General features: G+C 45.3%; 20 protein-coding genes and 1 pseudogene. 11 read left to right on the top strand and 10 right to left on the bottom strand.

Annotated features, from left to right (window positions below; translation table 11 throughout):
• The first annotated feature begins 90 nt into the window (after nt 1-90).
• On the top strand, nt 91-1,926 hold the full coding sequence (locus QUB33_RS23890; protein WP_333355302.1) for a DEAD/DEAH box helicase: 1,836 nt from the start codon (nt 91-93) through the stop codon (nt 1,924-1,926).
• A gap of 69 nt (nt 1,927-1,995) precedes the next feature.
• On the opposite strand, the gene QUB33_RS23895 is transcribed toward QUB33_RS23890, so the two are convergent.
• Nucleotides 1,996-3,918 carry an ABC-F family ATP-binding cassette domain-containing protein gene (locus tag QUB33_RS23895; RefSeq protein WP_333355247.1) on the bottom strand — a complete coding sequence of 641 codons (1,923 nt, stop codon included), beginning with the start codon at nt 3,916-3,918 and terminating at the stop codon, nt 1,996-1,998.
• A gap of 113 nt (nt 3,919-4,031) precedes the next feature.
• On the opposite strand from QUB33_RS23895, the gene QUB33_RS23900 reads away from it, so the two are divergent.
• Together QUB33_RS23900 and QUB33_RS23905 are read left to right on the top strand one after the other, a co-directional pair.
• A complete protein-coding gene (locus QUB33_RS23900) occupies nt 4,032-5,210 on the top strand; it encodes a hypothetical protein (RefSeq protein WP_333355250.1) in 1,179 nt (392 codons plus the stop codon).
• A 25-nt stretch (nt 5,211-5,235) separates the two neighbouring features.
• Complete coding sequence (locus QUB33_RS23905; protein ID WP_333355253.1) at nt 5,236-5,547, top strand: nucleotidyltransferase domain-containing protein; 312 nt, start codon at nt 5,236-5,238, stop codon at nt 5,545-5,547.
• A gap of 85 nt (nt 5,548-5,632) precedes the next feature.
• Here QUB33_RS23905 and QUB33_RS29735 read toward each other — a convergent pair whose 3' ends face one another.
• The gene (locus QUB33_RS29735) at nt 5,633-5,698 is read right to left on the bottom strand and encodes a hypothetical protein (RefSeq protein WP_445299556.1); all 66 of its coding nucleotides are present in this window, start codon (nt 5,696-5,698) and stop codon (nt 5,633-5,635) included.
• A 518-nt stretch (nt 5,699-6,216) separates the two neighbouring features.
• Between QUB33_RS29735 and QUB33_RS23915 the strand changes: the two genes are divergently transcribed.
• Nucleotides 6,217-6,588 (top strand): DUF4342 domain-containing protein, encoded by a 372-nt coding sequence (locus QUB33_RS23915; RefSeq protein WP_333355260.1) that lies wholly within the window; start codon nt 6,217-6,219, stop codon nt 6,586-6,588.
• 86 nt (nt 6,589-6,674) lie between these two features.
• On the opposite strand, the gene QUB33_RS23920 is transcribed toward QUB33_RS23915, so the two are convergent.
• The 3 genes from QUB33_RS23920 to QUB33_RS23930 all read right to left on the bottom strand — a co-directional run bounded on the left by QUB33_RS23920 (nt 6,675) and on the right by QUB33_RS23930 (nt 8,849).
• Complete coding sequence (locus tag QUB33_RS23920) at nt 6,675-8,006, bottom strand: serine hydrolase (RefSeq protein WP_333355263.1); 1,332 nt, start codon at nt 8,004-8,006, stop codon at nt 6,675-6,677.
• A gap of 292 nt (nt 8,007-8,298) precedes the next feature.
• Nucleotides 8,299-8,631 carry a hypothetical protein gene (locus QUB33_RS23925; RefSeq protein WP_333286991.1) on the bottom strand — a complete coding sequence of 111 codons (333 nt, stop codon included), beginning with the start codon at nt 8,629-8,631 and terminating at the stop codon, nt 8,299-8,301.
• 44 nt (nt 8,632-8,675) lie between these two features.
• Complete coding sequence (locus tag QUB33_RS23930; RefSeq protein WP_190659259.1) at nt 8,676-8,849, bottom strand: hypothetical protein; 174 nt, start codon at nt 8,847-8,849, stop codon at nt 8,676-8,678.
• Between the two features lie 276 nt (nt 8,850-9,125).
• Here QUB33_RS23930 and QUB33_RS23935 point away from each other — a divergent pair, with 276 nt between their 5' ends.
• Entirely contained in the window at nt 9,126-10,991 is a 1,866-nt protein-coding gene (locus tag QUB33_RS23935; protein WP_333355268.1) for an AAA-like domain-containing protein, read from the top strand.
• 283 nt (nt 10,992-11,274) lie between these two features.
• Here QUB33_RS23935 and QUB33_RS23940 read toward each other — a convergent pair whose 3' ends face one another.
• Both QUB33_RS23940 and QUB33_RS23945 read right to left on the bottom strand, forming a co-directional pair.
• Nucleotides 11,275-11,784: an O-acetyl-ADP-ribose deacetylase gene (locus QUB33_RS23940; RefSeq protein WP_333355271.1), complete on the bottom strand. Its 510-nt coding sequence runs from the start codon at nt 11,782-11,784 to the stop codon at nt 11,275-11,277.
• A gap of 50 nt (nt 11,785-11,834) precedes the next feature.
• A complete protein-coding gene (locus tag QUB33_RS23945; protein WP_333355276.1) occupies nt 11,835-12,581 on the bottom strand; it encodes a 5-formyltetrahydrofolate cyclo-ligase in 747 nt (248 codons plus the stop codon).
• Between the two features lie 229 nt (nt 12,582-12,810).
• Here QUB33_RS23945 and QUB33_RS23950 point away from each other — a divergent pair, with 229 nt between their 5' ends.
• A complete protein-coding gene (locus QUB33_RS23950; RefSeq protein ID WP_333355279.1) occupies nt 12,811-15,585 on the top strand; it encodes an AAA-like domain-containing protein in 2,775 nt (924 codons plus the stop codon).
• Nucleotides 15,586-15,699: 114 nt separating this feature from the next.
• Here the strand turns inward: QUB33_RS23950 and QUB33_RS23955 are convergent, their stop codons facing one another.
• Nucleotides 15,700-16,164, bottom strand: a complete 465-nt coding sequence (locus QUB33_RS23955; RefSeq protein ID WP_333355282.1) for a COP23 domain-containing protein — start codon at nt 16,162-16,164, stop codon at nt 15,700-15,702.
• A gap of 344 nt (nt 16,165-16,508) precedes the next feature.
• Between QUB33_RS23955 and QUB33_RS23960 the strand changes: the two genes are divergently transcribed.
• The 4 genes from QUB33_RS23960 to sixA all read left to right on the top strand — a co-directional run bounded on the left by QUB33_RS23960 (nt 16,509) and on the right by sixA (nt 23,443).
• Complete coding sequence (locus QUB33_RS23960) at nt 16,509-17,006, top strand: HNH endonuclease (protein ID WP_190659271.1); 498 nt, start codon at nt 16,509-16,511, stop codon at nt 17,004-17,006.
• Between the two features lie 235 nt (nt 17,007-17,241).
• A complete protein-coding gene (locus QUB33_RS23965; RefSeq protein WP_333355285.1) occupies nt 17,242-18,519 on the top strand; it encodes a bifunctional oligoribonuclease/PAP phosphatase NrnA in 1,278 nt (425 codons plus the stop codon).
• A gap of 720 nt (nt 18,520-19,239) precedes the next feature.
• Entirely contained in the window at nt 19,240-22,881 is a 3,642-nt protein-coding gene (locus QUB33_RS23970; protein ID WP_333355289.1) for a diguanylate cyclase domain-containing protein, read from the top strand.
• Between the two features lie 67 nt (nt 22,882-22,948).
• On the top strand, nt 22,949-23,443 hold the full coding sequence (sixA, locus tag QUB33_RS23975; RefSeq protein ID WP_333355293.1) for a phosphohistidine phosphatase SixA: 495 nt from the start codon (nt 22,949-22,951) through the stop codon (nt 23,441-23,443).
• A 43-nt stretch (nt 23,444-23,486) separates the two neighbouring features.
• On the opposite strand, the gene QUB33_RS23980 is transcribed toward sixA, so the two are convergent.
• The gene (locus QUB33_RS23980) at nt 23,487-23,609 is read right to left on the bottom strand and encodes a hypothetical protein (protein WP_333355296.1); all 123 of its coding nucleotides are present in this window, start codon (nt 23,607-23,609) and stop codon (nt 23,487-23,489) included.
• Nucleotides 23,610-23,676: 67 nt separating this feature from the next.
• On the opposite strand from QUB33_RS23980, the gene QUB33_RS23985 reads away from it, so the two are divergent.
• A complete protein-coding gene (locus tag QUB33_RS23985) occupies nt 23,677-24,822 on the top strand; it encodes a citrate synthase (protein ID WP_333355299.1) in 1,146 nt (381 codons plus the stop codon).
• Between the two features lie 484 nt (nt 24,823-25,306).
• Here QUB33_RS23985 and QUB33_RS23990 read toward each other — a convergent pair.
• A pseudogene (locus tag QUB33_RS23990) lies at nt 25,307-25,561 on the bottom strand (IS4 family transposase); the annotation flags it as partial.

A 25,561-nucleotide genomic window follows, 5' to 3' on the forward strand; every position in this document is an offset into this window, starting at 1 on the left:
TTGCTTTCTATTCTGCCATCAACTTGCCTGCTAAGTCTTTGAGTATTTATACTGGCTGCAAAACTGGGATGCTCCCGCATTGACTTAAGTATTAAAACAGGTAATTCCGAAGGATGGAACGGACACTTTTATCATTGGGCTTCAGAACTGGAAGTTGCAGTTATTCGTGGTGGCAACCAAGAGCAACGAAAAGTTGCATGGGAACGGCAATTTCATGTGTACATTACAACTTATGACACGTTGCGTACAGATGTACGCAATCAAGTTTTAACTGATTATAACAAGTTTGATTGCATCATCTTGGATGAGGCACAGAAAATCAAAAATAGAGACACTAAGATTTCGCAAGCTGTTCGTTGTTTACAGTCTGAATATCGTTGGGCCCTGACAGGTACACCGATAGAAAATAGCCTGGATGATGTGAAGTCACTATTTGCTTTTATCCGTCCAGGCACATTCAGAGGTGGGGTTAAGGATTCTCCTGAAGCTGTGAAAGAAGCTATCACTCCCTATATGCTGCGTCGATTGAAGCAGGAAGTTTTGCCAGATATTCCAGATAAGGTACGTCAGGAACATTGGCTGGATCTGGATAAACATCAGAAAGCCGAATATGACCGAGCATTACAGGCAGGTCGGCAAAAAATTGAGACATCTCTAGGTGTAAAGCAAACTATTAAAATTCAACATATTCTTGCATTGCTGACTGAATTGAAACTGATATGCAATTTTGCAAAAGAGAAATCGGAGAGTCCAAAAACAGAATTATTGCTGGAATATGTGGAGACGATTGCTGCCAACAAAAAGAAAGTTTTAATTTTCTCACAGTACACTAAAGAAGGAACAGATAAAATTGCAAAATTATTGAATCAAAGAAAAATTAAATATGTTGTTTATACAGGTGAAGTTTCCAACCAACAGAGAGATCAAGCAGTAAGTGATTTTCGTAATAATCCAGATGTTACAGTATTTTTAGCAACAATAAAGACTGCTGGTTATGGCATAACTCTGACTGAAGCGACTTATGTGATTCATTTCGATCACTGGTGGAATCCAGCGACAATGCAGCAGGCGGAGGATCGAACTCATCTAATTGGTCAGAAATATAGTGTAACCGTTTACAGCTTTTGGATGAAGAGTACAGTTGAAGAGCGGATTAAGACAAAACTTATTGAAAAACGTTTACTGGTTGAAACCACCGTTGATGAGCTAGCAGTAGAAGCAATGGAGAATGCGCTTTCTACTGAGGATTGGCTAGATATCTTTGGAATTAAGCCCGCAGTCAAAACAATTCAGGTTGAAGCAAAACCAGCAGATGCACCTCAGTCTGAAGTGCGCGCTGAGACAAAAACACGACCTATAATCAATTCAGTTCCACCAACTGAATCAGCATCTAGTCAGTATATTAAGGTAAATATGGAGTCTAATCAAATGTCAAACGATCGTTTTCGTGCAGTTGAAGAGAATCTGGAACTCCTCCGCAAGGACATAGCAGGTAGAGAAAAGGCTAAAATTTTAGCCTCTTTCGAGGAAAAAACTCGCATTGAGCTGGGGATTCAAGAGCTACGTAAGCAGATGCGTCCCTTTGAGGAAGAATACTGGCAGCTTCTAGCGACACGAGCAACCCAGGTAGAAATTACTGAACCAGAGGCGGAAATCGTGGTTGCAGAACTTGTAGAGCAAGTGGGGAAACTACAAACTAGCAGTCAGTATCCCGATCAATTACTTCAGCTTTTGCACAATATCTACATTGAAGTCAGCAAACCGGGTACACCCGATGCCGCCAAGCTAAAGGGCGCACTGTTAATGTTTCCACCGTTTGTGAGCTTGAGTTACGAGGGGGAAATTGACATAGAAAACTTGTGCCATACCCATCTGCCGACTTTTACCAAGTGGTCTAAGGCTCTAGCCAAAAAATGGTCGGTTTAGCAGTACCCGCAGCAATCTTGAAAGTCTGTGTCCGGTGAGTGGGAAGGTTGGTATCGCACTCACCACAAATTAACCAACCCGTTCGGCTAACTCCAACCAGCGCTCAGTCGCCCGATCGATCTGCTGCGTCAACTGAGCCAAACGATCCGATAACTTCTTCACCTCGGCAAACCCGCTTGGAGCATTGTTAGACAACCTCTTCTCAATCTCTTGTTTCTCAGCTTCCATCTGCGGAATTTGGCTTTCTAGTTGTTCGTACTCCCGCTTATCATTGAATGAAACTTTGGTAGATTTTTGACTAGAACTTTGGGCTTTTGAATTGTTAGATTCAGCGGTGCGTGTAAGTTTTTCTTTTTCTTTTTGCCCTTTGATTTCCTTGGCTTCTTCGGCTTTCTTGTAGTCTAAATACACCGAATAATTGCCGGGATACAAGCGCAAATTGCCGCCCGGTTCCAAGGCGAAAACCATGTCGATCGTGCGATCGAGAAAATAGCGATCGTGGGACACAACAATCACGCAGCCGTTAAAATCTTCGAGATAATCCTCCAAAACCGCCAAAGTCTGCACGTCCAGGTCGTTTGTCGGTTCGTCCAAAATCAGCACGTTTGGCGCACTCATCAGCACTTTCAACAGAAATAACCGGCGCTTTTCCCCGCCAGAAAGTTTGTTAATCGGTGCATACTGTTGGTTCGGTGGAAATAGAAACTTTTCCAACATTTGAGAAGCGGTAATAATTTCCCCATCCGCCGTTTGCACCAATTCCGCCACACTTTTCAAGTATTCAATAACTCGCTGGTCTTCGTTGGGCGTCAAATCCTCTGAATGCTGGTCAAAATAACCGATATGAATGGTTGTCCCAATTTCGACAGTACCCGAATCCGGCTGAATGCGTCCGGTGATGATATCCATCAGCGTCGATTTTCCCGCACCGTTGCAGCCAATAATTCCTATCCGGTCTTCGGGTGTGAAATTGTAGGTAAAATCTTTAATTAAAGTGCGATCGCCGTAAGCTTTACAGATATGCAGTAACTCAATCACCTTCTTACCAATCCGGCGGCCCGCTGTCGCAATCTCGACTTTGCCGTTGGCTGTTTTGAACTCCTGGGCTCGCATATCTTTAATGCGATCGATCCGAGCTTTTTGCTTGGTACTCCGCGCCTTCGGCCCGCGTTTTAGCCATTCCAATTCGCGTCGCAATACACCCGCGTGTTTGCGAACTGTGCTGGCGGCCGATTCTTCAGCTAGGGCTTTTTTCTCCAAGTAATAAGCGTAATTGCCAGCATAATTGTAAAGGTCGCCGCGATCGATCTCCAGAATGCGATTGGTAACGCGATCGAGAAAATAGCGATCGTGGGTAATCAGCAGCAAAGCACCACGATAGCCGTTCAAATAGTTCTGCAACCACTCAACAGACAGCGCATCCAAGTGGTTTGTCGGTTCATCCATCAGCAACACATCGGGCTCGGACAACAAAGCCGTTGCTAAGGCAATTCGCTTGCGGTAGCCACCCGACAAGTCGGCAATTTTCGCATCAAAATCCTCAATCCCCAACTTGGTCAAAATCAATTTCGCCTTGGTTTCCAAATCCCACGCATCCACCTCATCAATGCGTTCAGACACCGCAGACAGACGCGCCATCAACTTGTCTGTATCGCCTTTGCCGTGGGACAGTTGAGCGGAAATTTTCTCGTATTCGCGCACCAAAGCCATTTGTTCGCCGCTGTCGGCAAATACTTGCTCTAAGACAGTGTGATTTTCGTCTAAATCCGGCTGTTGGGGGAGATAGACAATTGTAGACCCTGGATTGACCCACCGATCGCCAGAGTCGATCGACTCCATACCGGCAATCATTTTCAGCAGGGTTGATTTGCCGGAACCGTTAGTGCCGATGAGTCCGACTTTATCGCCTTCATCCAGGCTGAAACTGGCATCTGTCAAGAGTTCCTTGATGCCGAAGTCTTTTTTTATCGATCGCAGAGTAAAAATAGTCATCTGTATAGAAAGTCATTTACCTGACTTAGTTTAACGCAAGTTCGATCGAGTCCGGTCGCTAAGATATTAGACCCAGTATAATGTAGCTTCCAGTTCATTGATGAGATAGCAGTATGCAGATTAACTTAGTTCCGGTATGTGAACCCGGTATTTCCCACGGTGGCGAGATGATGAGAGATGCAATCACTCGGTTCAGGAAACGGCTGCTTGCTGTTATTATTGTTTGCCCGGAAGAAGGTTTTGAATACTCAGGTGAACAAGCCAGACCTGATAACATCACTTCTGCCGATATTACTGCTGCTATTGCTTTGTTTCGTGAACCAGGGACTATCGGTCAAGTTACAGGGTTCATTCATGAAGATGGGATGTACATTTCCATGTCTGGTGGCACAGGTAATTCCTATGGTAAAGAGTTCATGAAATGCTTGCGCGAAAATGATATCCAGCCCTGGCTTTATTCACTGGAACGAGTCTATAAAACATTCCAAAATTTATCAGATAAATCTGACATTTTTTCTCGGAGAGATTTAGATTTATTATTGACTCACGAGCGTCTAAAATATTGGCAAAAGTTTTTAATAAATGATATTGTTCCCCATCTCTATACAGAAAGCATGGGCTTTCTCGGTTTAAGCCGCCGAACAGGAACCTGGCAAAAGTCTTGGCAGGCAGATGAGATAGAAGAGGACTATACAGACAAAGATCAATTAGAAGCAATACTCTCTAATACTGATTTTTATCTTACTTTCTTGGATGAGATTGCAAGTTTGCGAGTATTGAACAAACTCAGGGGGCCAAACGACAAAGCAAATAAAACTCTGAGAAGACATCTTTATGTTGGCGTAATAGCCTGTCTTGAAACTTATCTATCTGATGCGTTTATAAATACGGTTTTGTCAAATGAAAATTATTTAAGGTCTTTTTTTACATCATTCAAAGACTTTAGAGAGCAAAAAGTGGGCATGAATGAACTTCTTGATTCTGCTAGCAAAGCAGAAGAAATAGCGAAGAAGGCAATGTTAGAAGTCATTTACCACAACTTACCTAAAGTAAGTAAGATGTACGAAGCAACACTAAATATTGAGTTTCCCAAATTCTCTGAGATTCAAAAAGCTGTATCAATAAGGCATGATTTAGTACATAGGAACGGAAAGACTAAAGACGGCGTAGAGAGTAGTATTGATAGCATTATGGTTGATAATGTTATTTCTCAAGTTGAAAGCTTCATTAGTGAAATAGACCAAAAATTGAAAGAAAAAGATAACCCTTCTGAGTCTTCCAGCGCAAGCTAAACTACTAAATTAATGAGGAGGCTGAATGAAAGTGGCTATCGCCCTGCCAATTGACCAAATCAACAAATTCTGCCAACAGTGGCAAATCATCGAACTCTCCCTCTGTGGTTTTATCCTTCGCGACGACTTTCATGCAGACAGCGACATCGATATCCTAGTTGCTTTTGCCCCCACAGCCAACTGGGGTCTACTTGATCGCGCCCAAATGCAGGAAGAACTCGAAGCAGTGCTAAGTAGACGAGTCTATCTAATCAGTAAACGGGCGATCGATCGCAGTTCCCACTGGATTCGCCATCAAGAAATTTTCTCTACCGCTCAAAATATCTATGTCAAATAGCCGCGATCGCGCTTCCTTAATCGATCGCTCTCGAAAATTTCAACAATTGCTTTGCCCGTTTTACCCGTTGGGCGATCGAATATTGTTAGGGAGATGTGCCGATCAACTGCTTCAACAGATGGCTGAAATGAAATTGACTCATGCCCAGCAATTGAGCTAAATCTGCAAGCTTAATATCTTGATTTAGATGTTCGTTGATGTACTCGGTTTGCGTTTCTGATTATATTGTGCTTCGCCAATGCGATCGCTATCTATGGGGTGCTTTTGAGAACTGGCATTGCAAGCCATAGCTTGATTGTGCCTAGATAGCAATCTCTTTTGAAGTCATTGTAGAAATATAAAGTTTTAATTTTAATAATTTTCCCTGACTTTAGTTCGCTTGGTGTCCAACTTAAAAATTCAACACACAGCAGCCACCTTGACATGGCTGGCAGTACACACCTTACTTGTATCTAGAGACGGGTTGTTTCAACAATATTTTCTCTACCTTTAGGAATAAATAAACCCGCCCCGATCTAACCAGACAAAAATAAAGTTTTGAGTAAAAAGGCAGGGGTGGAAAGTACGAATGCAGATTGTAGGGTTTCCTTGCCTGTCATTCCCAAGTGCGATCGCCGAAGATAAGAGTATAGAAATTAAACGGCTGGTTTTCACCCGCCCTTACACAAAATGAACTCACAAATAGAACAACAAGTAACAATTCTACAAGACGAAACATCAGCAGCCGGAAATTCAGCCAACCCAACAGTTGAAACTCATGTATTCGCCTCAGAATTTGCAACAGAAGAAAAAGTCAGAGTAGAAGAATTTAAAATTAGCGCCGACAGTTTAATTGCTAAAGTCAAAGAACTAATTCAGCAAGGAAAACTCCGCCGCCTCGTCATCAAAAACTCGCAAGGGCGGACTTTGGCAGACATTCCGCTGATGGCGGGATTGGTAGGTGGCGTTGCAGGATCAGTAGTATTTCCAATTGCTGCTGTACTTGCTACAGTAGGGGCAGTTGTGGCTCATTTGACTGTAGCCATCGAGCGCAAAGAATAGTCATTAGTAATTAAAAATCTTCTCTTCAAGTCCGCGAAGGCGGACTTTGTTTGTTTAGTAGCGATTTCAATCGCCGAATTGTCTGATCAACGCAAATTATCCGGTACTCTTGCCGCAGATTGGTCTAAATAATTGTAAACAATCCGCGAAATCCGACGCACAAACTCTCTCACAATCGGGTCATTGTAAGGACGTTTGACAAATATTGCCGCTAAATAACGCTTCCCATTCGGCATATCAATAATTCCCGCATCGCCAACCACAAAGCCGATATCTCCGGTTTTGTCAGCAATAACTGCTCCCGGGCCCAAACCGGAAGGCAAAAGCGTTCTAGTTGTTGTACGCCGCAATAATTCTAAAGCCTGTTCTCGACTCGATTCAGAAACTAATTTATCGCGAGACAGCATCGCCAGCAACTTTACCATATCCACAGAACTTGTGGTATTTGTTCCTTGAAAATCGCCGAGCCAATTGCGAATTCTGGTATCAGTTAATCCCCAACTGCGAAAACGCTCGTTGAGTTTAGCAATTCCCCCCAAACGTTCAATAATCATGTTGGTGGCTGTATTGTCGCTGATGGTAATCATTTTATCTACGGTTTCTCTGATGCTAAACCGAGTGCCATTTGGTCTGTCTTGCATAGTTCCAGAACCGCTGGCAACTAAGTCGGACTTCATAACTAATGTTTCGTCTAGGCTAACTTTGCCTGCGTCTACATCTTGATAAAAAGCAATTAGAATTGGTAATTTGATGGTACTGGCGGCCGGAAATACTCGATCGCCCTTGATATCCAAATAGTTTCCTGTATCTAAATCCAGAAAAAACATTCCGGCGCTCAGGGATCTATACTGTTCGATCGCACTTTCGATTTGAGGTTTGATGGCTGTCATTTCCGAGCCTGTTGACATCACCAAATCACTGGAATAGTTTCTCTGATTTCCCGGTGAAACAGTGGGCGTAACTTGGCCTGCTGCTTGTTCTATGCCGGTAATAGCTGTTGGGATAAAAGACTCGTTGCCCGCTATTTGCTCGGGATTTGGCAACTGAAATGACCAGCACGTGGCAGATTCTCTAATGACTCGGACTTTTTGCGGGTCTAACTTATAACCGGGAGTTAATTGTATCACTAACCTGGTAGTTCCGGTGTCAAACTGCCCGACTCTAATTTGTTGAATAGCTGAGTTGTAACTTTGAGGACTTTCGGGATAGTCCAAGACTATTCCCGGTAAGTCAATTACTAAGCGGGTGGGATTGGCGATTAGTTTGACTTCCGGCTGAACTCCTGAATCTGTGGTTAAATTGAGCTGATTTCCCCTGGGATCGAAGTGCCAAGATGTTAGTGTATCAGCTTTGGCGGGCAGGGCGATCGAGAAAAGGCTAAGGGCGGCCGGCAACAGCCATCGCAGTTTAGGAGTCATGTGTGAAGAGAAAGAGTTTAACGGCTGCAACGAGAAAGCGACTGGAAAAACGTTATCAACCGCTTTCGAGACGGAGCACGTAGCATCATACAGTCAACTTTTGCCTGCAGCCGTAATTTTTTTTATTTTCTTTGAGAATAGTCGGTTTCCGGGACTGATCTCAAATCCGCTTCTATTACCCCTTTTTCTTCCAGTCTCGCCCAGGCGGACGAAAGTGTGTACAGTCGTGAATTCTCTTGGCAGAATTCTTGTTTTGCAGGCAAAAATTTTATTAGCCTGAGATGAATTAAAGTTAGGCGACTTCCCGATTTCTAGCATCTTCGAGCGAGTCGATCGCGGCTTTTAAAAACACTTTTCCTTTAGCAACAAATCGGCGATCGCTCAAAGGATCGTAAGCTTCCCAATTACCGCTAACTTCGCGATCGCGCCACAAAAACCAGCAGCGGTAGATTTCCCCGCTATCTATATCATCGCACAAAGCCAGCCAATCATCCCCCGTGAGAGCGCTAGCATCTAATGCTACCAATTCCATCCATGCAAGCGCAGTGCAGGCATCGATCGCATCAGCGTCAACGGAGTCAGATTTGGTAGCTATAGGTTGTGGCGAACACAGTGTAGACTTCATAATTTCTCCTTAATTCAATTAAATCAATCAATCAATGAATTGCCCTATTTATGCAACTGACCCGGTACACCAAGTGGAAAAATTGTGTTTTGATAAATTTCTGGTTGGTCAAATTTACCAGCGGCTGATGCTTCTGTTAAATTATTAAGTGTATTAATTGTGAAAATGGCGGCGGTTCCCAAAGCGGCCATTGCCAGTCTGTGTAAGATTTTGCTCATTTGGCTGCTCCTTTTTTGCTTGGTGTATCTACTCTAAAAAGTTAAGCGGTGATTAGCGGCGGAGATTGGGGAGTTAAGAAAAACTTTTTCTCCTCAAATATATTCAACTGTTGAAGCCGTTATCAGGACAGAGTTTGAGGAGTCGATCGCCCAAAAAACCTCTGACCGTAAAATTTCTTAAATTCCGCCTCGCGGACTATCTCCCTTAAAATCCCCCAAAATAGGAACTTAAGGCGTTAAAATTTCTAGATTCGTTCCCCTTTCACTGCAAGCGAAGTGCTCAAGTCAAAACGCGATCGCGGTCGCATTCTCACTGCCTCTGGCTTAAAGAAACTTAACGAGGCGCTCCAAGAATGGTCTGACCGAAATAACATTAGAGGTACTCTGACTGAAATCGAGGCTGAGTCTGGCGTCGGTGCCGATACAGTCAGCAAAATTAAGCAGGGTAGAGAAGGTGCGGATTTGAGTAAAATTCGACAGTTGTTCGCGGCTTTTGAAATGACTCTGGCTGCTAGCGACCACCGATCGGCTAAACTTGAGGAACCGGAAAATTTAGACGAGCTGGAAAATTCGCCGCCAGCGGAAGATACAGCCAGCAGCAGAATTGTTAAAGTATTTGTCAGTTATCGCAGCGCTGAACCCGATCGCGAGTTAGGAAAACAGCTAGAAATAGCCTTAAGCGCGATCGGTCATACAGTTTTTACAGCAGAAAATAATATTAGGTTAGGAGATAATTGGTTCGACCGCATTAATTTCTTCCTCCAAGAATGCGATTATTTGCTGATACTTTTGCCACCAACAGGAAACCAAAGCGAACTGCTAACATATCAAGTTCAGCAAGCAAAAGAACTGCAAGACTCCCGCCCTGACAGAAAACCAATAATTCTCCCCATCCGCGTCGGTTTTCCCCTGAACGCGCCTCTAAATCACGACTTGCGGGGCTATCTGTACCGCATCAAACAGAGGGAATGGAAAACCACCGCCGACACTCCAATTATTATCGAAGAGGTTCTGAATTTACTAGCAGAACAACCCGCACCCGTCATAGAAGAAACGGAAGATTTAACACAAAAACAGCTATTAGAAATTAGCAGCGACGAAATACCTCTACCCGCCGCCGAACCTGAATTACCGGGAGGACAAGTCGATGTCGCTTCTCAATTTTATGTAGAACGCCCGCCCATCGAAGAACGCTGCTATCAAACTATTGTGCAGCCCAGCGCGTTAATTAGAATCAAAGCACCGAGACAAATGGGCAAAACATCCTTGATGGCAAGAATTTTGCATCACGGAGCCCGTCAAGGCTATTGCACCGTGCCGCTAACTTTTCAGTTAGTAGATAAAGCCGTATTCGCCAACTTAGATAAATTCTTAAAGTGGTTTTGCGCTTACGTCGGCCGCGAGTTGCATTTACCAAATCAATTAGAGGATTATTGGGACGAGATTTTTGGCAGCAAAGTCAACTGCAAAGATTACTTTGAAAAATACATTTTACCGCAAATCGACAGTCCTTTAATTTTAGGATTAGACGAAATCGATCGCGTTTTCCAATATCCCGACATTGCCGAAGACTTTTTAGGACTGCTGCGGGCGTGGCACGAAGAATCGAAGCGGCGCGACATCTGGAAAAAACTGCGATTAATTGTAGTTCACTCCACCGAAGTTTACATCCCGATGAACATCAATCAATCGCCTTTCAACGTCGGATTGCCCGTTGATTTACCGGAATTCAACCATCAGCAAGTACAAGAGTTAGCAGCGCGGCACAACTTGAATTGGTCGGAGGCAGAAGTTGAGGAATTGATGGCAGTTGTCGGCGGACATCCGTATTTAGTGCGAGTTGCATTATATCACATTTCGCGCTCAGGTTTGACACTCGATGAATTAAAAGAAACTGCGATCGCAGATGCGGGAATTTACAGCGACCATTTGCGCCGGCAGTTGTGGAATTTGGAAGAATATCCTGAGTTAGCGCAGGGGATGAGAGAGATTGTGACTGCGGATTGTCCGGTGCCATTAAAGGCGATGCAGGCTTTTAAGTTGGACAGTTTGGGGTTGGTGAGATTGCAGGGGAACGAGTGCGTGCCGAGGTGCGAACTGTACCGACAATATTTTCGATCGCACTTAAGCGCGATCGTGTAAAATTTGGTCAGTAACTGCGGTAAGTAATAATTAGGCGAATGATACCCATGAACGATATTTTTTTGATAACTTCTGATAATTGGCTAGATTGGATAACCGTGTTTGGTTATCTAGCTTTTACAGCTTTCATTGCATGGCGCGTGTTCACCACAAAGTAGATATATCATCAACTGACAGTCTTCTTCTTCTGTCTTGCTTCGCGTCCTTCGCGCCTTCGCGGTTGGTTAAATAAATAGTAAAAAATGTGGATATTAAGACTAGGGTAAAACCCTAACTAAATTCACTAAGTCAGACTGTAGTTAGATAGAATCCTCTCATAAATTTCATAATTCTCTCGATCGAAGCAGCAAAAAGTTACTCTTTGAGAACCACCATTCTTTTGTATTTGTTCTGAGCATATCTTCACTGCAATCTCACCTGCTAGAGCCTTAGGATATTTGTAAATCCCAGTGCTAATGCAAGGAAATGCCAAACTGTCTAACTCTCGATATGCGGCGATTTGCATACAGTTACGGTAACACTCGGCCAGGAGTTCAGGTTCTCCATGATTACCTCCCCGCCATACTGGCCCTACTGTGTGGATGATGAACCGTGCAGGCAAGCGATATCCTTTAGTTAGCTTAGCATCCCCAATCTTACATCCTCCAAGCAATCGGCACTCGTGAACAAGTTCTGAACCTGCTGCTTTGTGTATTGCTCCATCTACTCCGCCACGCCCAAGTAAACTGGTATTTGCAGCATTCACGATTGCATCAACTTCCAGTTTTGTGATGTCGCCCAAAATAACTTTCATAGTTCTTGGAATAGTAAACTATAGGCAAGTTTAGCAAAGAAACTCGTTATCTAGTCTTGCTCTTTCAACTTTCGCAAAATCGGAACTTGTTCCAACTGTTCCGACCGTATACTATCCCAGTTTAACCCCCTTGGACGCGGATAAGTTGTATTAGTTTCAATTACCTCCTCAGCAGTAACAATCCAATTCAGCGACCAATCGTGAGGCTGCATTGGCAAACGCGAATCTTCGACTATTTGCAAAGGATGCACTGTTGTTACAATTGGCGTATCGATTTGTACTAACCCGAATTCCTTCAACATAGCCAATTCCAAATCGGCAAAACCTGCACCTTTCCCGGTTCTTCCACCGCCCGGCCCTGCTGCTACGCAGCCGACTATTACTAAATCAATTGGCTCCATTTCTGCAAAACTTACCAATTTTCCGCAAGCAAGTGCTTTGCGGGCGATCGCACTTTCGGCAATTGATATATTTTGCCGCTGCAAATCTTCAGCAGTTAACTCTACAAAACAGCGCTCGTCTGTCAATCGCGGTACTGCCATATACAGGCGTTTTCCATCTTGCAAAGCTCGCATCCGCACCGGAATTTGTGGCGAATCTGGATTGCACTTAATCGTTTTTGCTTGTTGCCATATTGGTAAATTTGCCAATCTTTCTGCCGCCACCTGTGCACCGACAAAGTTGGGGATATGACCAAACGGATCGCCAATAGATGCGGCTTGATGCTTCAGCCCAGACCAAATTTCATATCTTAACTTGTCTTTGTCGTCGTTATATCCTGTCCAATCAGTTTTCATACTGTATTGTGTTACAATTTATCATACAGAATTATGCTTTAATACCGCCTCACTTCTTCAGTCCGCGAAGGCGGAGTTTGTTTGACTCTTGAGCGGTTTCAACCGCCGAAGAACTGTATTGTGTTACAATTTATCATACAGAATTATGCTTTAATACCGCCTCACTTCTTCAGTCCGCGAAGGCGGATTTTGTTTGTATAGTAGCCGTTTCAACCGCCGAATAACTTATATGAATTTTACCACAAAGCCCAGTTACTATCAAGTCGGCGGCAGTCTCACCAATAACGCTCCGAATTATGTCAAGAGGCAAGCCGACGACGACCTTTATAACGGATTGAAAGCCGGGGAATTTTGCTATGTTTTGAATTCCCGGCAAATGGGCAAATCTAGCTTGCAGGTGCGGACAATTCAGCGGCTGAGAAATGAAGGAATTGCTTGTGCTGCGATCGACATTTCGGAAATTGGCAACCGCGGAGTCACTCCCGAACAGTGGTATGCTGGTTTGCTACGCATTCTCGAAAATAACTTTAACCTGTCGGATATTGTCAACGTGCGGACTTGGTGGCGCGATCGCAATTTTTTAACCCCGGTTCAAAGATTGAGCGAATTCATCGAAACCGTACTGTTACCCAACATTTCCAGCAATATTGTCATTTTTATTGACGAAATCGACAGCATTCTCGCCCTAGATTTTCCCGCCGACGATTTTTTAGCCTTAATTCGCTCGTGCTACAACAAGCGCGCCAACAATTCAGAGTTCGATCGCCTAACTTGGGCCCTCTTAGGCGTAGCATCGCCGACGGATTTGTGCCGCGAGAAAAATGCCAGCAGCAATACCCCTTTTAATATTGGCAAGGCGATCGAATTAACTGGTTTTGACGAAACAGAAGCTCAACCGCTAGCAGCGGGGTTGGCAGAGCTGACAGACAGCCCTCATGAAGTTTTGACAGAGGTTTTGTATTGGACGGGCGGGCAGCCTTTTTTGACTCAAAAGCTGTGCAAACTATTGTTGGAAAATGCCGAATTAATCCCGAATTTACCCCCCCCAGCCCCCCCTTGCCAAGGGGGAGAGGAAGATGCACCCGCCCGTGGCCAAGGGGGGGAAAAAGATAAAATTAACACTTCTAAAGAGTGGGTTGAAAAGGTAGTGCGCTTGAAAATAGTGGAGAATTGGGAATCTCAGGATGTCCCAGAACATTTGTCCACAATTCGCGATCGGCTTTTCAAAGAAAACCAGCGCATTGTCAGGAGACTGGGATTGTATCAGCAAATTTTAGAACAAACTGAAATTGTCCCCGATGGTAGTGCCGAACAAATGGAGTTGCGATTAAGCGGATTAATCGTTAAGCGCGGGGAGAAATTAACAATTTCTAATCCTATTTATGAAGCTGTATTTAACAAAAAGTTAATCGAAGAAAAATTAGAAAAACTCTCGCCTTACTCGGAAGCGATCAAACTCTGGCTAAATTCTAGCTGTGAAGATGATTCCCAACTGTTGCGAGGGAGTGATTTGCAGTCAGCATTAGTTTGGGCGGCAGGAAAAAGTTTAAGAAACGAAGATTTTCAGTTTTTGACGGCCAGCCAGAAAGTTATTTTGAGCGACCAAAATCAACTGCTGCATTTAGCTACACTAGAAACAAAAAAAGCTGTGTGTGATGCCGAAAAAGCTTTGATGGAAGCTGACTCTGCCAAACAAAAAGCTAAACAGTGGATCAGAATCGGTTCTGCGGTACTGGCAGCCTCGTTACTGGCGGCGATCGCCTTTTCAACTCTCGCTTACCAGCGGTTTAAACTAGCACAAGCAAGTATTGAAATCGAACAAAATGGCAGCGATGCTTTACTGTTGGCGGTATCTCAAAAGACAGAAAACAGCGAAGCTTTATCAGAAGCTTTACTGAGGGCGATCGCCTCGGGTAAAAAATTAAAAACCTTGGTTCAAAACAAACATAAGCTAGAACAATATCCCGCAACTAGACCGCTGTTAGCCTTACAAATAATTATCGATAAAATTAGCGAAACACAGCAGATAAAAGCATCAGCACTTCCGCAAACAAAGATACATTGGCAAGCTCATAAAGGTGCAGTTACCAGTGTCAGTTTTAGCCCAAACAGGCAAATTTTAGCAACCGCCGGAATAGACGATAAAATTCGGATTTGGAATTTTTCCGGGCAAAAACTTGCTGAATGGAAAGCTTTGCAGCAGTCACTTAATATGGTAAGCTTTAGCCCAAACGGTAAATTTTTAGCTACGGCAGGAAGAGACAGCACAGTTAAATTATGGAATTTATCCGGCAAAAATGTTTCTAAATTGAAAGGAATTCAAGGCTCAGTTACCAGCATCAGTTTTAGTCCAGAAGGAAAGCTGTTAGCCGCGGCAGGAATAGACAGCAATGCTGCCATTTGGAAATTGTCAAAACAGCCAGAATTAGTATCGTCTAGCGTGAAAATACCCGGTCACAACGGTTTAGTGAGAAGCGTAAATTTTAGCCCAAGAGGCGATTTTTTAACGACTTTAGATGGCAAATCTACAGTGCGAATTTGGGATTTGTCGGGAAAGCTGAAAAAAATACTCCCCCTTCAGGCAATTGGAATCAGTTTCAGTCCGGCTCAACACCAGGATCGCTTTGCTACAGTAACATTGAATGGCAAAGTCGGGCTGTGGAATCTGTCACAAAAAGAATTAGTTAAGGAATTTCAAACCTTGCATTTTGATGCGAAATCAATTAGTTTTAGTCCCGACGGAGAACGGCTTGCTACAGTGGGAATTGACAAGACTGTGCGGCTGTGGAATTTAGCGGGGCGGCAGGTTGCTCAATTTGAGTTTGAGGAGAATGTTGTTAGTGTCAGTTGGAGTCCAGACGGAAAGCAAATTGCTGTAGCTGGAAGCAACGGCACTGTTTGGCTGAGGCAGGTGGAAGGGTTAGAAGAATTGCTGAAGCAAAGCTGCAAATTTTTCACCAGTCAACCGAAGTATTTGAGGAGAGTTTCAACTCTCTGCAATTAGGGGGCGCACCTTCCTTTAGTAAGTAGGGAAACGGCTATGCTGTGTGTTGTCAATAATCTCCAACTAGGACACGGCAATGCCTTGTCCCTACCCGTAGCTAATGACTTATGACTATCAATTTACCTTAACAGGCGAAACACTTACATTAGGATTTTTGACTCTTCTTAAGAGTTCTTGTCGGGCTAGTTCTGCATTTTGCCCTTTGGGTATTTGATATAATAATCTACAGGAACCGTCTTGAGGATTAGCTGCACAAATAATTAGTTGACCGGTGGGGGATGCACCTGCTGTGACAATATTCTCCCAGCTTCCTTTCGGTTCTGAGTTGTTGAGAATTCCCGATACTCGGGTACACCGAGTAATCGCGTCTTCTCCCGATTCATTGAAATAGTTATCAGCTAGCCACAGAATAACGGGAATATTTTTGCCTTGTTGGACAGCAATTGTAGCTGGGTAGCCGCCAGCAGCGCCGCAGAAGAATGAAGGCGTTTGGGCAAAGGCGGGACTGCTGGCTAAAATCGGAGCAACAAGGGCAATAATTGACGCGCTAAAAGCTGACTTTAAGAGCCGAAATTCCATGAGCAGTAATAAGCTTTTTCGTTTAAGGTTACTAATACTGTAAAAAGTTAGAGTGCTTTTTGCCGGGAAGATTAGGCATTTAGGGAAAAAAATAAAATTTATTCTGCAAATTTTTGGGATCGCACACACTGGCCTCCTCTAAGCCAAAACTCAGGGAAAAATGTTAGCTGACAAACACCGACGGCAGAAAATAGGTGCCGCCACAGGGGGCGCAGGCGCGAAGGTATAGGGTAAAGGTGCGGTTTTTCACCGTTTTTTGCTGAGCCTCGCTCTTCCTGAAGCCGTCCCACCTAAAGTGGAACCTGTGTTAACATCGAAAAAAATATTCTCTTTAATAATCAACAATGGGCAATGTTCTGGTGCTGAACGCCTCCTACGAACCCCTTAACATCACCAATTGGCGAAGGGCGGTAGTTTTGTTGCTGAAAGGAAAAGCAGAACAGGTAGAACACAACGGGAAATTTATTGCGCCAAACTTCCCGCTACCAACTGTGATCCGACTGCGGCATTATGTCCGAGTTCCCTATAAAGATATTCCGCTGACCCGCCGGAACATCTTGCACCGGGATGCACACTCTTGTCAATACTGCAGTTATACGGGGGACGATTTAACCCTCGATCATGTAATTCCCCGATCGCGCGGAGGAGGCGACAGTTGGGAAAACCTCGTCACCGCCTGCGTCCGCTGCAATGTCAATAAAGGCAGCCGCACGCCGAAAGAAGCGGGAATGCCGCTGCGCTATCCGCCTAGGAAACCTCACAGCGGTCTTTATTTTGAAGTCACTAAACACGTTAAGAGCGGTATGCACAAAGAATGGCAAAAATATGTAATAGGCCTTTAAAACCCCTGTCAGCGCAAGCGCGGGGGTTTTTTGCAAGAGTTGTTAGTTATGAGATTGCTTGGTTCCTGGCAACAGACACTCTGTGCATGAATTAAAAAATTAAAGAGAGAATTTACCCTCTTAAATCCGGTTTCTCGTCAGAAGTATTGGCTTTGACAACGAGGCATCTACAAAGAAACCGGGTTTAAGATAGAATGTCGCGCACATCCTGAAATAGTTAAATTGTTAATTTTTAATGATGAAAGACCACGCCCTTACCAATTCCGATGGAACATCGGGCAGCCGCGAAGGTGAACTTGATATCAGCAGCGAGGTTGTACCCGCAGTGAGTGCGCCTGCGAAACGGCGCAGCAAAGCCGAAGTTGCTTCCGAAGAGAATCGCGGCCGTCTCCGCGAGGAATTGCACGATCGCAAAGTCGAGCAATTGCGCCAAATGTTCGATCGGCACAAAGGCAATCGCCAATTAATATTACTGCAAGATTTTCCAGACCCCGACGCACTTTCAAGCGCTTGGACTTACAAATTAATTGCCGAACAGTACGATATCCAATGCGAGATTATCTACGCTGGCGCCCTCAGCCACCAAGAAAATATTGCCTTAGTTAAATTGACAGGGTTGCCGTTGCAGCGGTGGACGGTGGAAACATTAAAAACTAAGGATTTGTCGGTGTTTCAGGGTTGCGCTTTCATCGACAATCAAGGGACGACTTGTAATTTAACCGAGTATATTTTAGCGGCTGGAGTTCCGATCGCTGCCGTCATCGACCACCACAATTTGCAGGGAGAAATGAACGCAGAATTTATCGATTTGCGCCCTCAAATCCGCGCTACAGCCACGATTTTTGCCGAGTATTTACAGTCTGGACTTTTAACTCTCGACGGCAGCGTCAGCCTGCACATCAAGTGCGCTACAGCTTTGATGCACGGTTTGCGATCGGATACGATCGCCCTCAGACAAGCTCAGGAAGAGGACTTTTTAGCTGCTGCTTATTTGAGCAGGTTTTACGACCCGCAGTTGCTGAATGCGGTGTTGCAGTCGTCTCGTTCTAAGTGGGTGATGGACGCGATCGAGCGATCGCTCAAACACCGCACCGTCCAGAACAATTTTTCGATCGCCGGCATCGGCTACCTCCGCTATGACGATCGGGATTCTATTCCCCAAGCGGCGGACTTTTTAGTAACAGAGGAGAACGTACATACAGCCGTTGTTTACGGAATTGTTCACGACAAAGATGAGGAGATTGAAGTAGTAATTGGGTCGCTGCGGACTAATAAACTCACTCTCGACCCCGACGAATTCATTAAAGAAGCCTTCGGACAAGATGCTCAAGGACGCTTTTTTGGCGGTGGCAGAAGTCAAGCAGGAGGTTTTGAAATTCCGGTGGGATTTCTTTCGGGCGGGAATGAAAATAGCGATTATGCAAGGCACAAATGGGAAGTATTCGATGCTCAGATCAAGCAAAAGTTGCTGAAATTAATTAGTCCTAAAGACAATCCTGTTTACGATCATTAACTCTGGAGTTTGTAGATGCGGTCTTTCTTCCAGCAACAGCCTGTAGAGGCGATCGCTAGGTTCTGCCTCCGGTTGCTACGAGGTTTGGTCGCGTTTTTTTTTCGGCAAAAATCTCACGTTGACTATCAGTCATCGACGGACTTCAATTCTCATTAACCGGGTTTTTTAATTTTTATTGATAGTTTCCACGAAATAAGAGGGTTGAAAAACCCGGTTAATTATTGCATGAATAACAATAATAAATTTTATTCTTTTCTAAAGATACACACCAAAGAAACCGTTTGTTTAAGTATTTTTAACAGATGCAACCAAGTATTTTGGTAAAAAAAATATGTTTCTGGAGCAACGTAGTTTTATCTAATTTACTAAATTTTACAACATAATCCTTAAAATTTCATAATTTTACAGGATTATTTTCTTCCCTATAAATGCGCTAAAACCCTCACAGTTGGTGATTATTCTTGCAGTATTTTTTCGCTAATTCTTTATAAAAAAGCATCGTACAATAAGCCACCTAGAGAGGGAAAAACATAACTTTTTGGCTAATCTGCATAAAAAATAAAAATCGTACCATTTCCTCAAAAACTTTATGTTGGTATAAAGTTTTTGTTTCGTTTCTCAACCAAACAAGCAGTTGCTACAACTTGAAACAAATTATTATATTTTTTTGTGGCGGGTTAGAATAGTAAAAAAATGTTTAACAAAAAAAGGAACACGGAGATGTCTACAAAACAGACTTTCTCTTGCTCATTAGAGAAAATTCTAGAAAAAATTTCAGAAATAGCACTTCAAATCAACGAGGTCGGTGATCTGGAGACAATTTTGCAATATGCGGTAGAAGAAACCAGGGTGCTGCTGCAAACCGATCGCCTGATTATTTATCGCTTCCTACCAAAAGGAAATGGCGTAGTATGGGCTGAATCCGTTGATCCCCAGTGGCCGCGAATCCTAGGAAAACAGATTTATGCTCCTTCGTGTGAAGCCACCTGGGTAGAGCGTTACAACCAGGGACAAACGAGCAGCATTTCTGATATTCACAGCGGTGATCTTCAAGCTTGTGATGTCGAATTGCTCGATCGCCTCCAAGTTCAGGCAAATTTAGTTGCGCCAATCTTGCTAGATGGCAAACAGCAGCAATCTCCGAAGCTTTGGGGACTGTTGATTGCTCATCACTGCCGAAGTCCGCGCCAGTGGGAACCTCTCGACGTTCAGATCCTGCAACAGGTTGCAATGCACATCGGGTTGAGGATGTGGCACTTGGAATCTCACCCCCCGGTGATCGGGCCAAATCAACCGCCGGAACTCGAAACAGAACCGAATCAAACTGCGACGAATACAGAAAGCGCGCCAAGAGTCCATCATCAAAATTCTCTACAACCAGAGTTGGCCTGTTCCCTGAGCGGGGATATTGTCCATCTCAAAGCCTTTGACTTGTTGCAAAACCCGATCTGGATATTTGATATTGAGCATTGGCAAATCCGGTGGGCCAACCAAGCATCCTTGTATCTGTGGGATGCTTCCACGCGGCAGCAACTCGCGAGCCACAATTTTAGGGATATGTTGTCAGAGTCTACTCGGATTCGCTTGCAGAGCTATCTGCAGCAGTTTGAGCAAGGCCAAACCTTGTCCGAGCAGTGGACGTTTTATCCGGCCGGTCAGCCTGTTTCTGTCGGCTGTCGGTGCTCTGGCATCAGGATTGATAGTGGGCGTTTGGCAATCCTGGTCGAGGGTACGGTCGAAACCGCTCATCAAATCGAACCAGAAACCCTGCGATCTATCCAGGCACTCCGACAAACCACGCTGATGGTTTCGCTGTACACCCTCGAAGGTGTGCCGCTGCTGCAAAACCCGGCGGCATTGCGCTGTTACGGGGAGGCGCTGCACCCTGGCTCTGCGACAGATAATGCTTTTCTGAGCCGCTTTGTTGACTCTCAGGTAGGAGAGCGAGCAATGGCAGTTCTTAAGTCCGGTGAGGTATTTAGCACGGAGGCTCAAGTGATTACTCTGGCGGGAATTCGCTGGCATAGGATGGACGTGCGGTGTACCGACGACCCGGTAACAGGCAACCCGATGTTGCTCGTGAGCGAAAAGGACATTACCGACCGCCAGCATACAGAAACAGCCCTGCAAAAGAGTCAAACCCGGTTGTCAGAAGCCCAGCGGGTTGCCCGCATCGGTAACTGGGAATGGGACGTAATTACGGGTAAAATTACCTGGTCTCCCGAACTCTTTGAGATTGTGGGACGCGACAGCGCCCTAGGCGAACCTACCTATGAAGAAAACCTGCGGCTTTACCATCCCGAAAGTGCCAAACACCTACACCTGGTAGTTCAACGAGCGCTCACTCACGGGCAGCCTTATCTATTGCGCCTCAAAGTCTTGCGCCCGAATGGTTCTATCCGCCATACCGAAGCCAGAGGACAGGTCGAACTCAATGCAGAGGGACAAGTCATTCGGTTGTTTGGTACATCCCAAGACATTACGGATCTTGTCCAGGCGGAAACAGAACTCAGAGAAATGAGTACAGCTCTTGCTAATGCGGTGGACGGCATCTCGCGGCTGGATATTTTCGGACGGTACATCACCGTTAATCAAGCCTACGCCAATATAGCGGGTTATCAACCTGAAGAAATGGTGGGTATGAATTGGCAGAAAACAGTTCATCCCGAGGACTGCGACAGGATGATAGTGGCTTATCAAAAAATGCGAGCCGAGGGCCGAGTGGAGGTTGAGGCCCGCGGTATCAGGAAAGATGGTTCGATTTTTTACAAGCAATTGGTGATGTTGGCAGCCTACGACTCGCAGGAGCGAGCGATCGGGCATCACTGCTTTATGAAGGATATCACCGATCGCAAGCAAGCAGAAGCAGCATTACAACAAGAGTTTCAGCGTCTGGGTATGGTGATTGCTACCCAACAGGAAATCGCCATCCGCAATCCCAATCTCGATGCAGTCATGGCTGTTATTGCAGAGAGGACTCAAGATTTGACCCGCGCCGATGGAGCAGTGATTGAAATGGTTGAAGGGGATGAATTGGTGTATCGGGCAGCCAGTGGTATTGTCTCCGCCTATGTTGGATTACGGCTCAAAGTAGGGACAAGTTTATCGGGAAAATGTATTGAGACCGGCCAAATCATGCTTTGCGAGGATTCAGAAACCGATGCACGGGTAAATCTGGCTGCCTGTCAGCGCATTGGCCTCCGGTCAATGGTGGTTGTTCCCTTATTCTATCAGGACGATCGGGTTGGGGTCTTAAAAGTGCTTTCAGCTAAACCCTCTGCCTTTACAGAGTCAGATATCCAGACTTTACAACTGATGGCCGGGTTTTTGGCGGGTAGCCTCCATCTGGCTTCAGAGTTTGATGCCAAAAACATTCTCCTGAGTCAATTACAGGAAAGCGAGGAACGGTATCGTTCTGTGATTGCGAGCATGACAGAAGGCGTCGTACTTCAGCTAGAAGACGGACAAATTACTACCTGTAATGCTAGTGCCGAAAGGATTCTAGGGCTGACCCCCGAACAAATGATTGGCCGTACATCCATAGATTTAGACGGGCGAACCGTTCGGGAAGATGGCTCCCCCTTCCCTGGCGAACAGCATCCGGCAATGATCGCCCTCAGGACGGGACAACCGGTATCAAATGTGCTGATGGGGATTCACAAATCGGATCGAACGCTGACTTGGATTTCAATTAATTCTCAACCGCTGTTCCATCTCAATCAGTCTCAACCCTATGCAGTAGTGACGACTTTTGCTGATATTACAGAACGCAAGCGGGCCGAGGAGATGCTCAGACACCGGGCGGAACAAGAAAGATTAATTGCTACGACAGATGGGTTAACACAAGTAGCAAACCGCCGCTGTTTTGATGAGCGATTGCAGTCGGAATGGTACCGGCTGATGCAGGGGAAACAACAGCTTTCGTTGATTATGTTGGATGTAGATTATTTCAAGCGATATAACGATTGCTACGGACATCAAGCTGGGGATACTTGTTTGGTGCAAGTGGCGAAAGCTGCTGCTGCCTCGGTTAAACGTTCTACCGATTTGTTCGTGCGCTATGGGGGCGAAGAATTTGCTGCTATCCTGCCGAGTACGGATGCAGCAGGGGCGATCGCGGTTGCTGAGTCGATACGTCAGGCAATCCGATATTTGGCAATTCCTCACGAGCAATCTGATGTGAGCGCGATCGTGACTGTTAGCATGGGAATTGCGACTGTGATTCCCTGCTTGGGAACATCACCGGATGAACTCGTTGCCGTCGCCGATCGAGCATTATATGATGCGAAACGACAAGGGCGCGATCGCTACAAAAGCGCAAACCCGATGACGGCGGGAGATTTCAATGCAGTTGTAGAATAGGCAAAAGGTAGGTATATCCTAGACAGCGCCTAGAAAAACGGGACACAATGCCTGGAAGTATTGATATATGGTTATTTACCTGATCCGGCACGGTATCGCAGCCGCACCCGAAGAATATGATACAGACTCAGAACGCCCGCTGACTAAAGAGGGCGATCGTAAAACCAGGAAAATTGCCCAACGGCTGTACGAACTCGAAATTCAGTTTGACCTGATTCTCACCAGTCCCCTACTGCGGGCGCAGCAAACCGCTCAAATCCTGCAAACAGTCGGTTTGAGTTCCAAAATAGAAGAATCCGGCGCCCTCGCACCTTCAGGAGACATCGGAAACTGGCTGGAGTGGTACAAACAGTGGCAGGAAATAGGTAGCCGCAGCTTGGCCCTGGTGGGCCACCAACCAGACTTAGGCCACTGGGCAGAAACTTTGCTTTGGGCTCGATCGCAAGATGCCCTGATTCTCAAAAAAGCAGGTATCATCGGCTTAATCCTCCCGGAGACAGGCTCCCCAGTTGGCCGCAGCCAAATGTTTTGGCTGACTCCGCCCAAGTTTTTGCTGCACTAGAAACAGCGAACCGCCCCGACATTAACAGGACGCGCCAGCCCTCTTAAACCTGCATTCTCGGACGGAGAAACCGGATTTGAGGGGCGACAATACCCAGCGGTGCGATCGGGCTGTCTGTTGAAAAACCCGGTTTCTGAACCGCAATTAAATGATTATTTGTCAACACTGTGACACTATCTTCGTTTCTGGTAATGTACTTTTAGTAGATTGAACTCACACAAAACGGTATCGCAATGGTCGTCGGCGAATTCAAACCAGGTTTAGAAGGTGTTCCCGCCACCTTGTCCAGCATTAGCTACGTCGATGGACAAAAAGGGTTGCTGGAATATCGCGGGATTAGCATCGAGGAACTGGCACTGAAAAGCTCCTTTCTCGAAACTTCATATTTATTAATCTGGGGGGTACTTCCGACAAAGGAAGAACTCGAAGCTTTCGAGCATGAAATTCGCTATCACCGCCGGATCAAATATCGCATCCGGGACATGATGAAATGCTTTCCAGAAAGAGGACATCCCATGGACGCCCTGCAAGCTTCAGCGGCCGCCTTGGGCTTGTTCTACTCCCGCAGAGCTCTGGCTAACCCAGCATACATTCGAGAAGCTGTAGTGCGGCTGCTAGCAAAGATTCCCACAATGGTAGCAGCGTTCCAGCAAATGCGGCGGGGAAATGACCCGGTGCGGCCGAGAGATGACTTGGACTACTCGGCTAACTTTCTTTATATGCTCAACGAGCAAGAACCCGATCCGCTGTTAGCTAGCATTTTTGACACTTGTCTGACTCTCCACGCTGAACATACAATTAATGCCTCTACATTTTCGGCAATGGTAACAGCTTCGACGCTGACAGACCCTTACGGGGTAATTGCTTCAGCAGTTGGCACTTTGGCGGGGCCGCTGCACGGGGGAGCTAATGAAGAAGTGATTGATATGTTGGAGCAAATTGGTTCGGTAGAAAACGTGCGGGCTTTTGTCGAGAAGAGCGTTGCAAATAAGGACAAAATCATGGGTTTCGGTCACCGAGTTTACAAGGTGAAAGATCCGAGAGCAACTATTCTTCAGAGGTTAGCGGAACAGTTGTTTGAGAACTTCGGCCACGACGATTATTACGACATTGCTGTCAAGTTGGAAGAAGTGGTTGAAGAGAAATTGGGTCACAAAGGAATTTATGCAAATGTAGATTTCTATTCTGGTCTGGTTTACCGAAAAATGGGAATTCCGCTGGACTTGTTTACGCCGGTTTTTGCGATCGCCCGTGTTGCTGGCTGGTTGGCCCACTGGAAGGAACAGCTAGAGGCAAACCGCATTTACCGCCCGACTCAAATATATACGGGGACTCACGGTGCTCCTTATATTGCGATCGAGGACAGGCCCCCATCCTAAAGCACAATTATTAACCCAGATAGGGCAATGGCGAGAGGAATTGTTTTGCTTTCGTGAAGTGTTGAATTAAAAATTGCTTTCGCGTTGCGAGTCAGGAAGCAATCTCTGTCTGCCAAAAGGTGCCGTGCTGGGTTGCAGCCCTCTTGTACGTTGTGCTGTTTGTTGGCGACAATAGTAAGAAGTGACGATTTTCAGGAACTCCGGTCCTCAGACTTGCGGGTCTGAGGCTTTTTATTGGAATATCAAAGTTGCAGCCGATTTAGGGGCGAATTCACCAAATAGGTAAAATTGGAGGCAATACGGTTCAGTTAAGGCTATGCAGTGCTTAAAACAATAAATACAGGAGGATTCATTATGATTCCTGTACCTCTGTGTTTAACTTGTTTAGACCGAAACTTTGAGACAGGCTTTTTCACGACTCTTGGGTTGTTTCTCGGAACTCTTTCCGGTATATTTTGATCGAGAATCTCCCAAGTTAACCAACTTAAAAAAAGGGGAGTTCTTGTGGTTGTAACCCCTGAAATTTTGGGAGGGCGCGACGAATAACTCGTAATGTTCCCGTAAAAGAAAGACGCAATGGTGAAACCCCTGCGCTGCTTGCTGCTTGAAAAATTAATGACCGTACCGCCCAATGTCCTATTAGTAAACCATAAATTTCTTGGACCACCTCCTTGGGTCTTTGAGAACGAATATGAGTTTTTCGTCCTAATAAATGTACTTTGATTTCATCGATCGTATT

Origin of the sequence: Microcoleus sp. B3-A4 (assembly GCF_036705385.1) — a bacterium.
GTDB lineage: Bacteria > Cyanobacteriota > Cyanobacteriia > Cyanobacteriales > Microcoleaceae > Microcoleus.

Coding starts and splice junctions, on each gene's coding strand:
- QUB33_RS23985 (WP_333355299.1), top strand. CDS start 23,677: ATGGTCGTCGGCGAATTCAAACCAGGTTTAGAAGGTGTTCCCGCCACC.
- QUB33_RS23925 (WP_333286991.1), bottom strand. CDS start 8,631: ATGAAGTCTACACTGTGTTCGCCACAACCTATAGCTACCAAATCTGAC.
- QUB33_RS23940 (WP_333355271.1), bottom strand. CDS start 11,784: ATGAAAGTTATTTTGGGCGACATCACAAAACTGGAAGTTGATGCAATC.
- QUB33_RS23905 (WP_333355253.1), top strand. CDS start 5,236: ATGAAAGTGGCTATCGCCCTGCCAATTGACCAAATCAACAAATTCTGC.
- sixA (WP_333355293.1), top strand. CDS start 22,949: ATGGTTATTTACCTGATCCGGCACGGTATCGCAGCCGCACCCGAAGAA.
- QUB33_RS23955 (WP_333355282.1), bottom strand. CDS start 16,164: ATGGAATTTCGGCTCTTAAAGTCAGCTTTTAGCGCGTCAATTATTGCC.
- QUB33_RS23970 (WP_333355289.1), top strand. CDS start 19,240: ATGTCTACAAAACAGACTTTCTCTTGCTCATTAGAGAAAATTCTAGAA.
- QUB33_RS23945 (WP_333355276.1), bottom strand. CDS start 12,581: ATGAAAACTGATTGGACAGGATATAACGACGACAAAGACAAGTTAAGA.
- QUB33_RS23930 (WP_190659259.1), bottom strand. CDS start 8,849: ATGAGCAAAATCTTACACAGACTGGCAATGGCCGCTTTGGGAACCGCC.
- QUB33_RS23950 (WP_333355279.1), top strand. CDS start 12,811: ATGAATTTTACCACAAAGCCCAGTTACTATCAAGTCGGCGGCAGTCTC.
- QUB33_RS23900 (WP_333355250.1), top strand. CDS start 4,032: ATGCAGATTAACTTAGTTCCGGTATGTGAACCCGGTATTTCCCACGGT.
- QUB33_RS23915 (WP_333355260.1), top strand. CDS start 6,217: ATGAACTCACAAATAGAACAACAAGTAACAATTCTACAAGACGAAACA.
- QUB33_RS23965 (WP_333355285.1), top strand. CDS start 17,242: ATGATGAAAGACCACGCCCTTACCAATTCCGATGGAACATCGGGCAGC.
- QUB33_RS23895 (WP_333355247.1), bottom strand. CDS start 3,918: ATGACTATTTTTACTCTGCGATCGATAAAAAAAGACTTCGGCATCAAG.
- QUB33_RS23960 (WP_190659271.1), top strand. CDS start 16,509: ATGGGCAATGTTCTGGTGCTGAACGCCTCCTACGAACCCCTTAACATC.
- QUB33_RS23920 (WP_333355263.1), bottom strand. CDS start 8,006: ATGACTCCTAAACTGCGATGGCTGTTGCCGGCCGCCCTTAGCCTTTTC.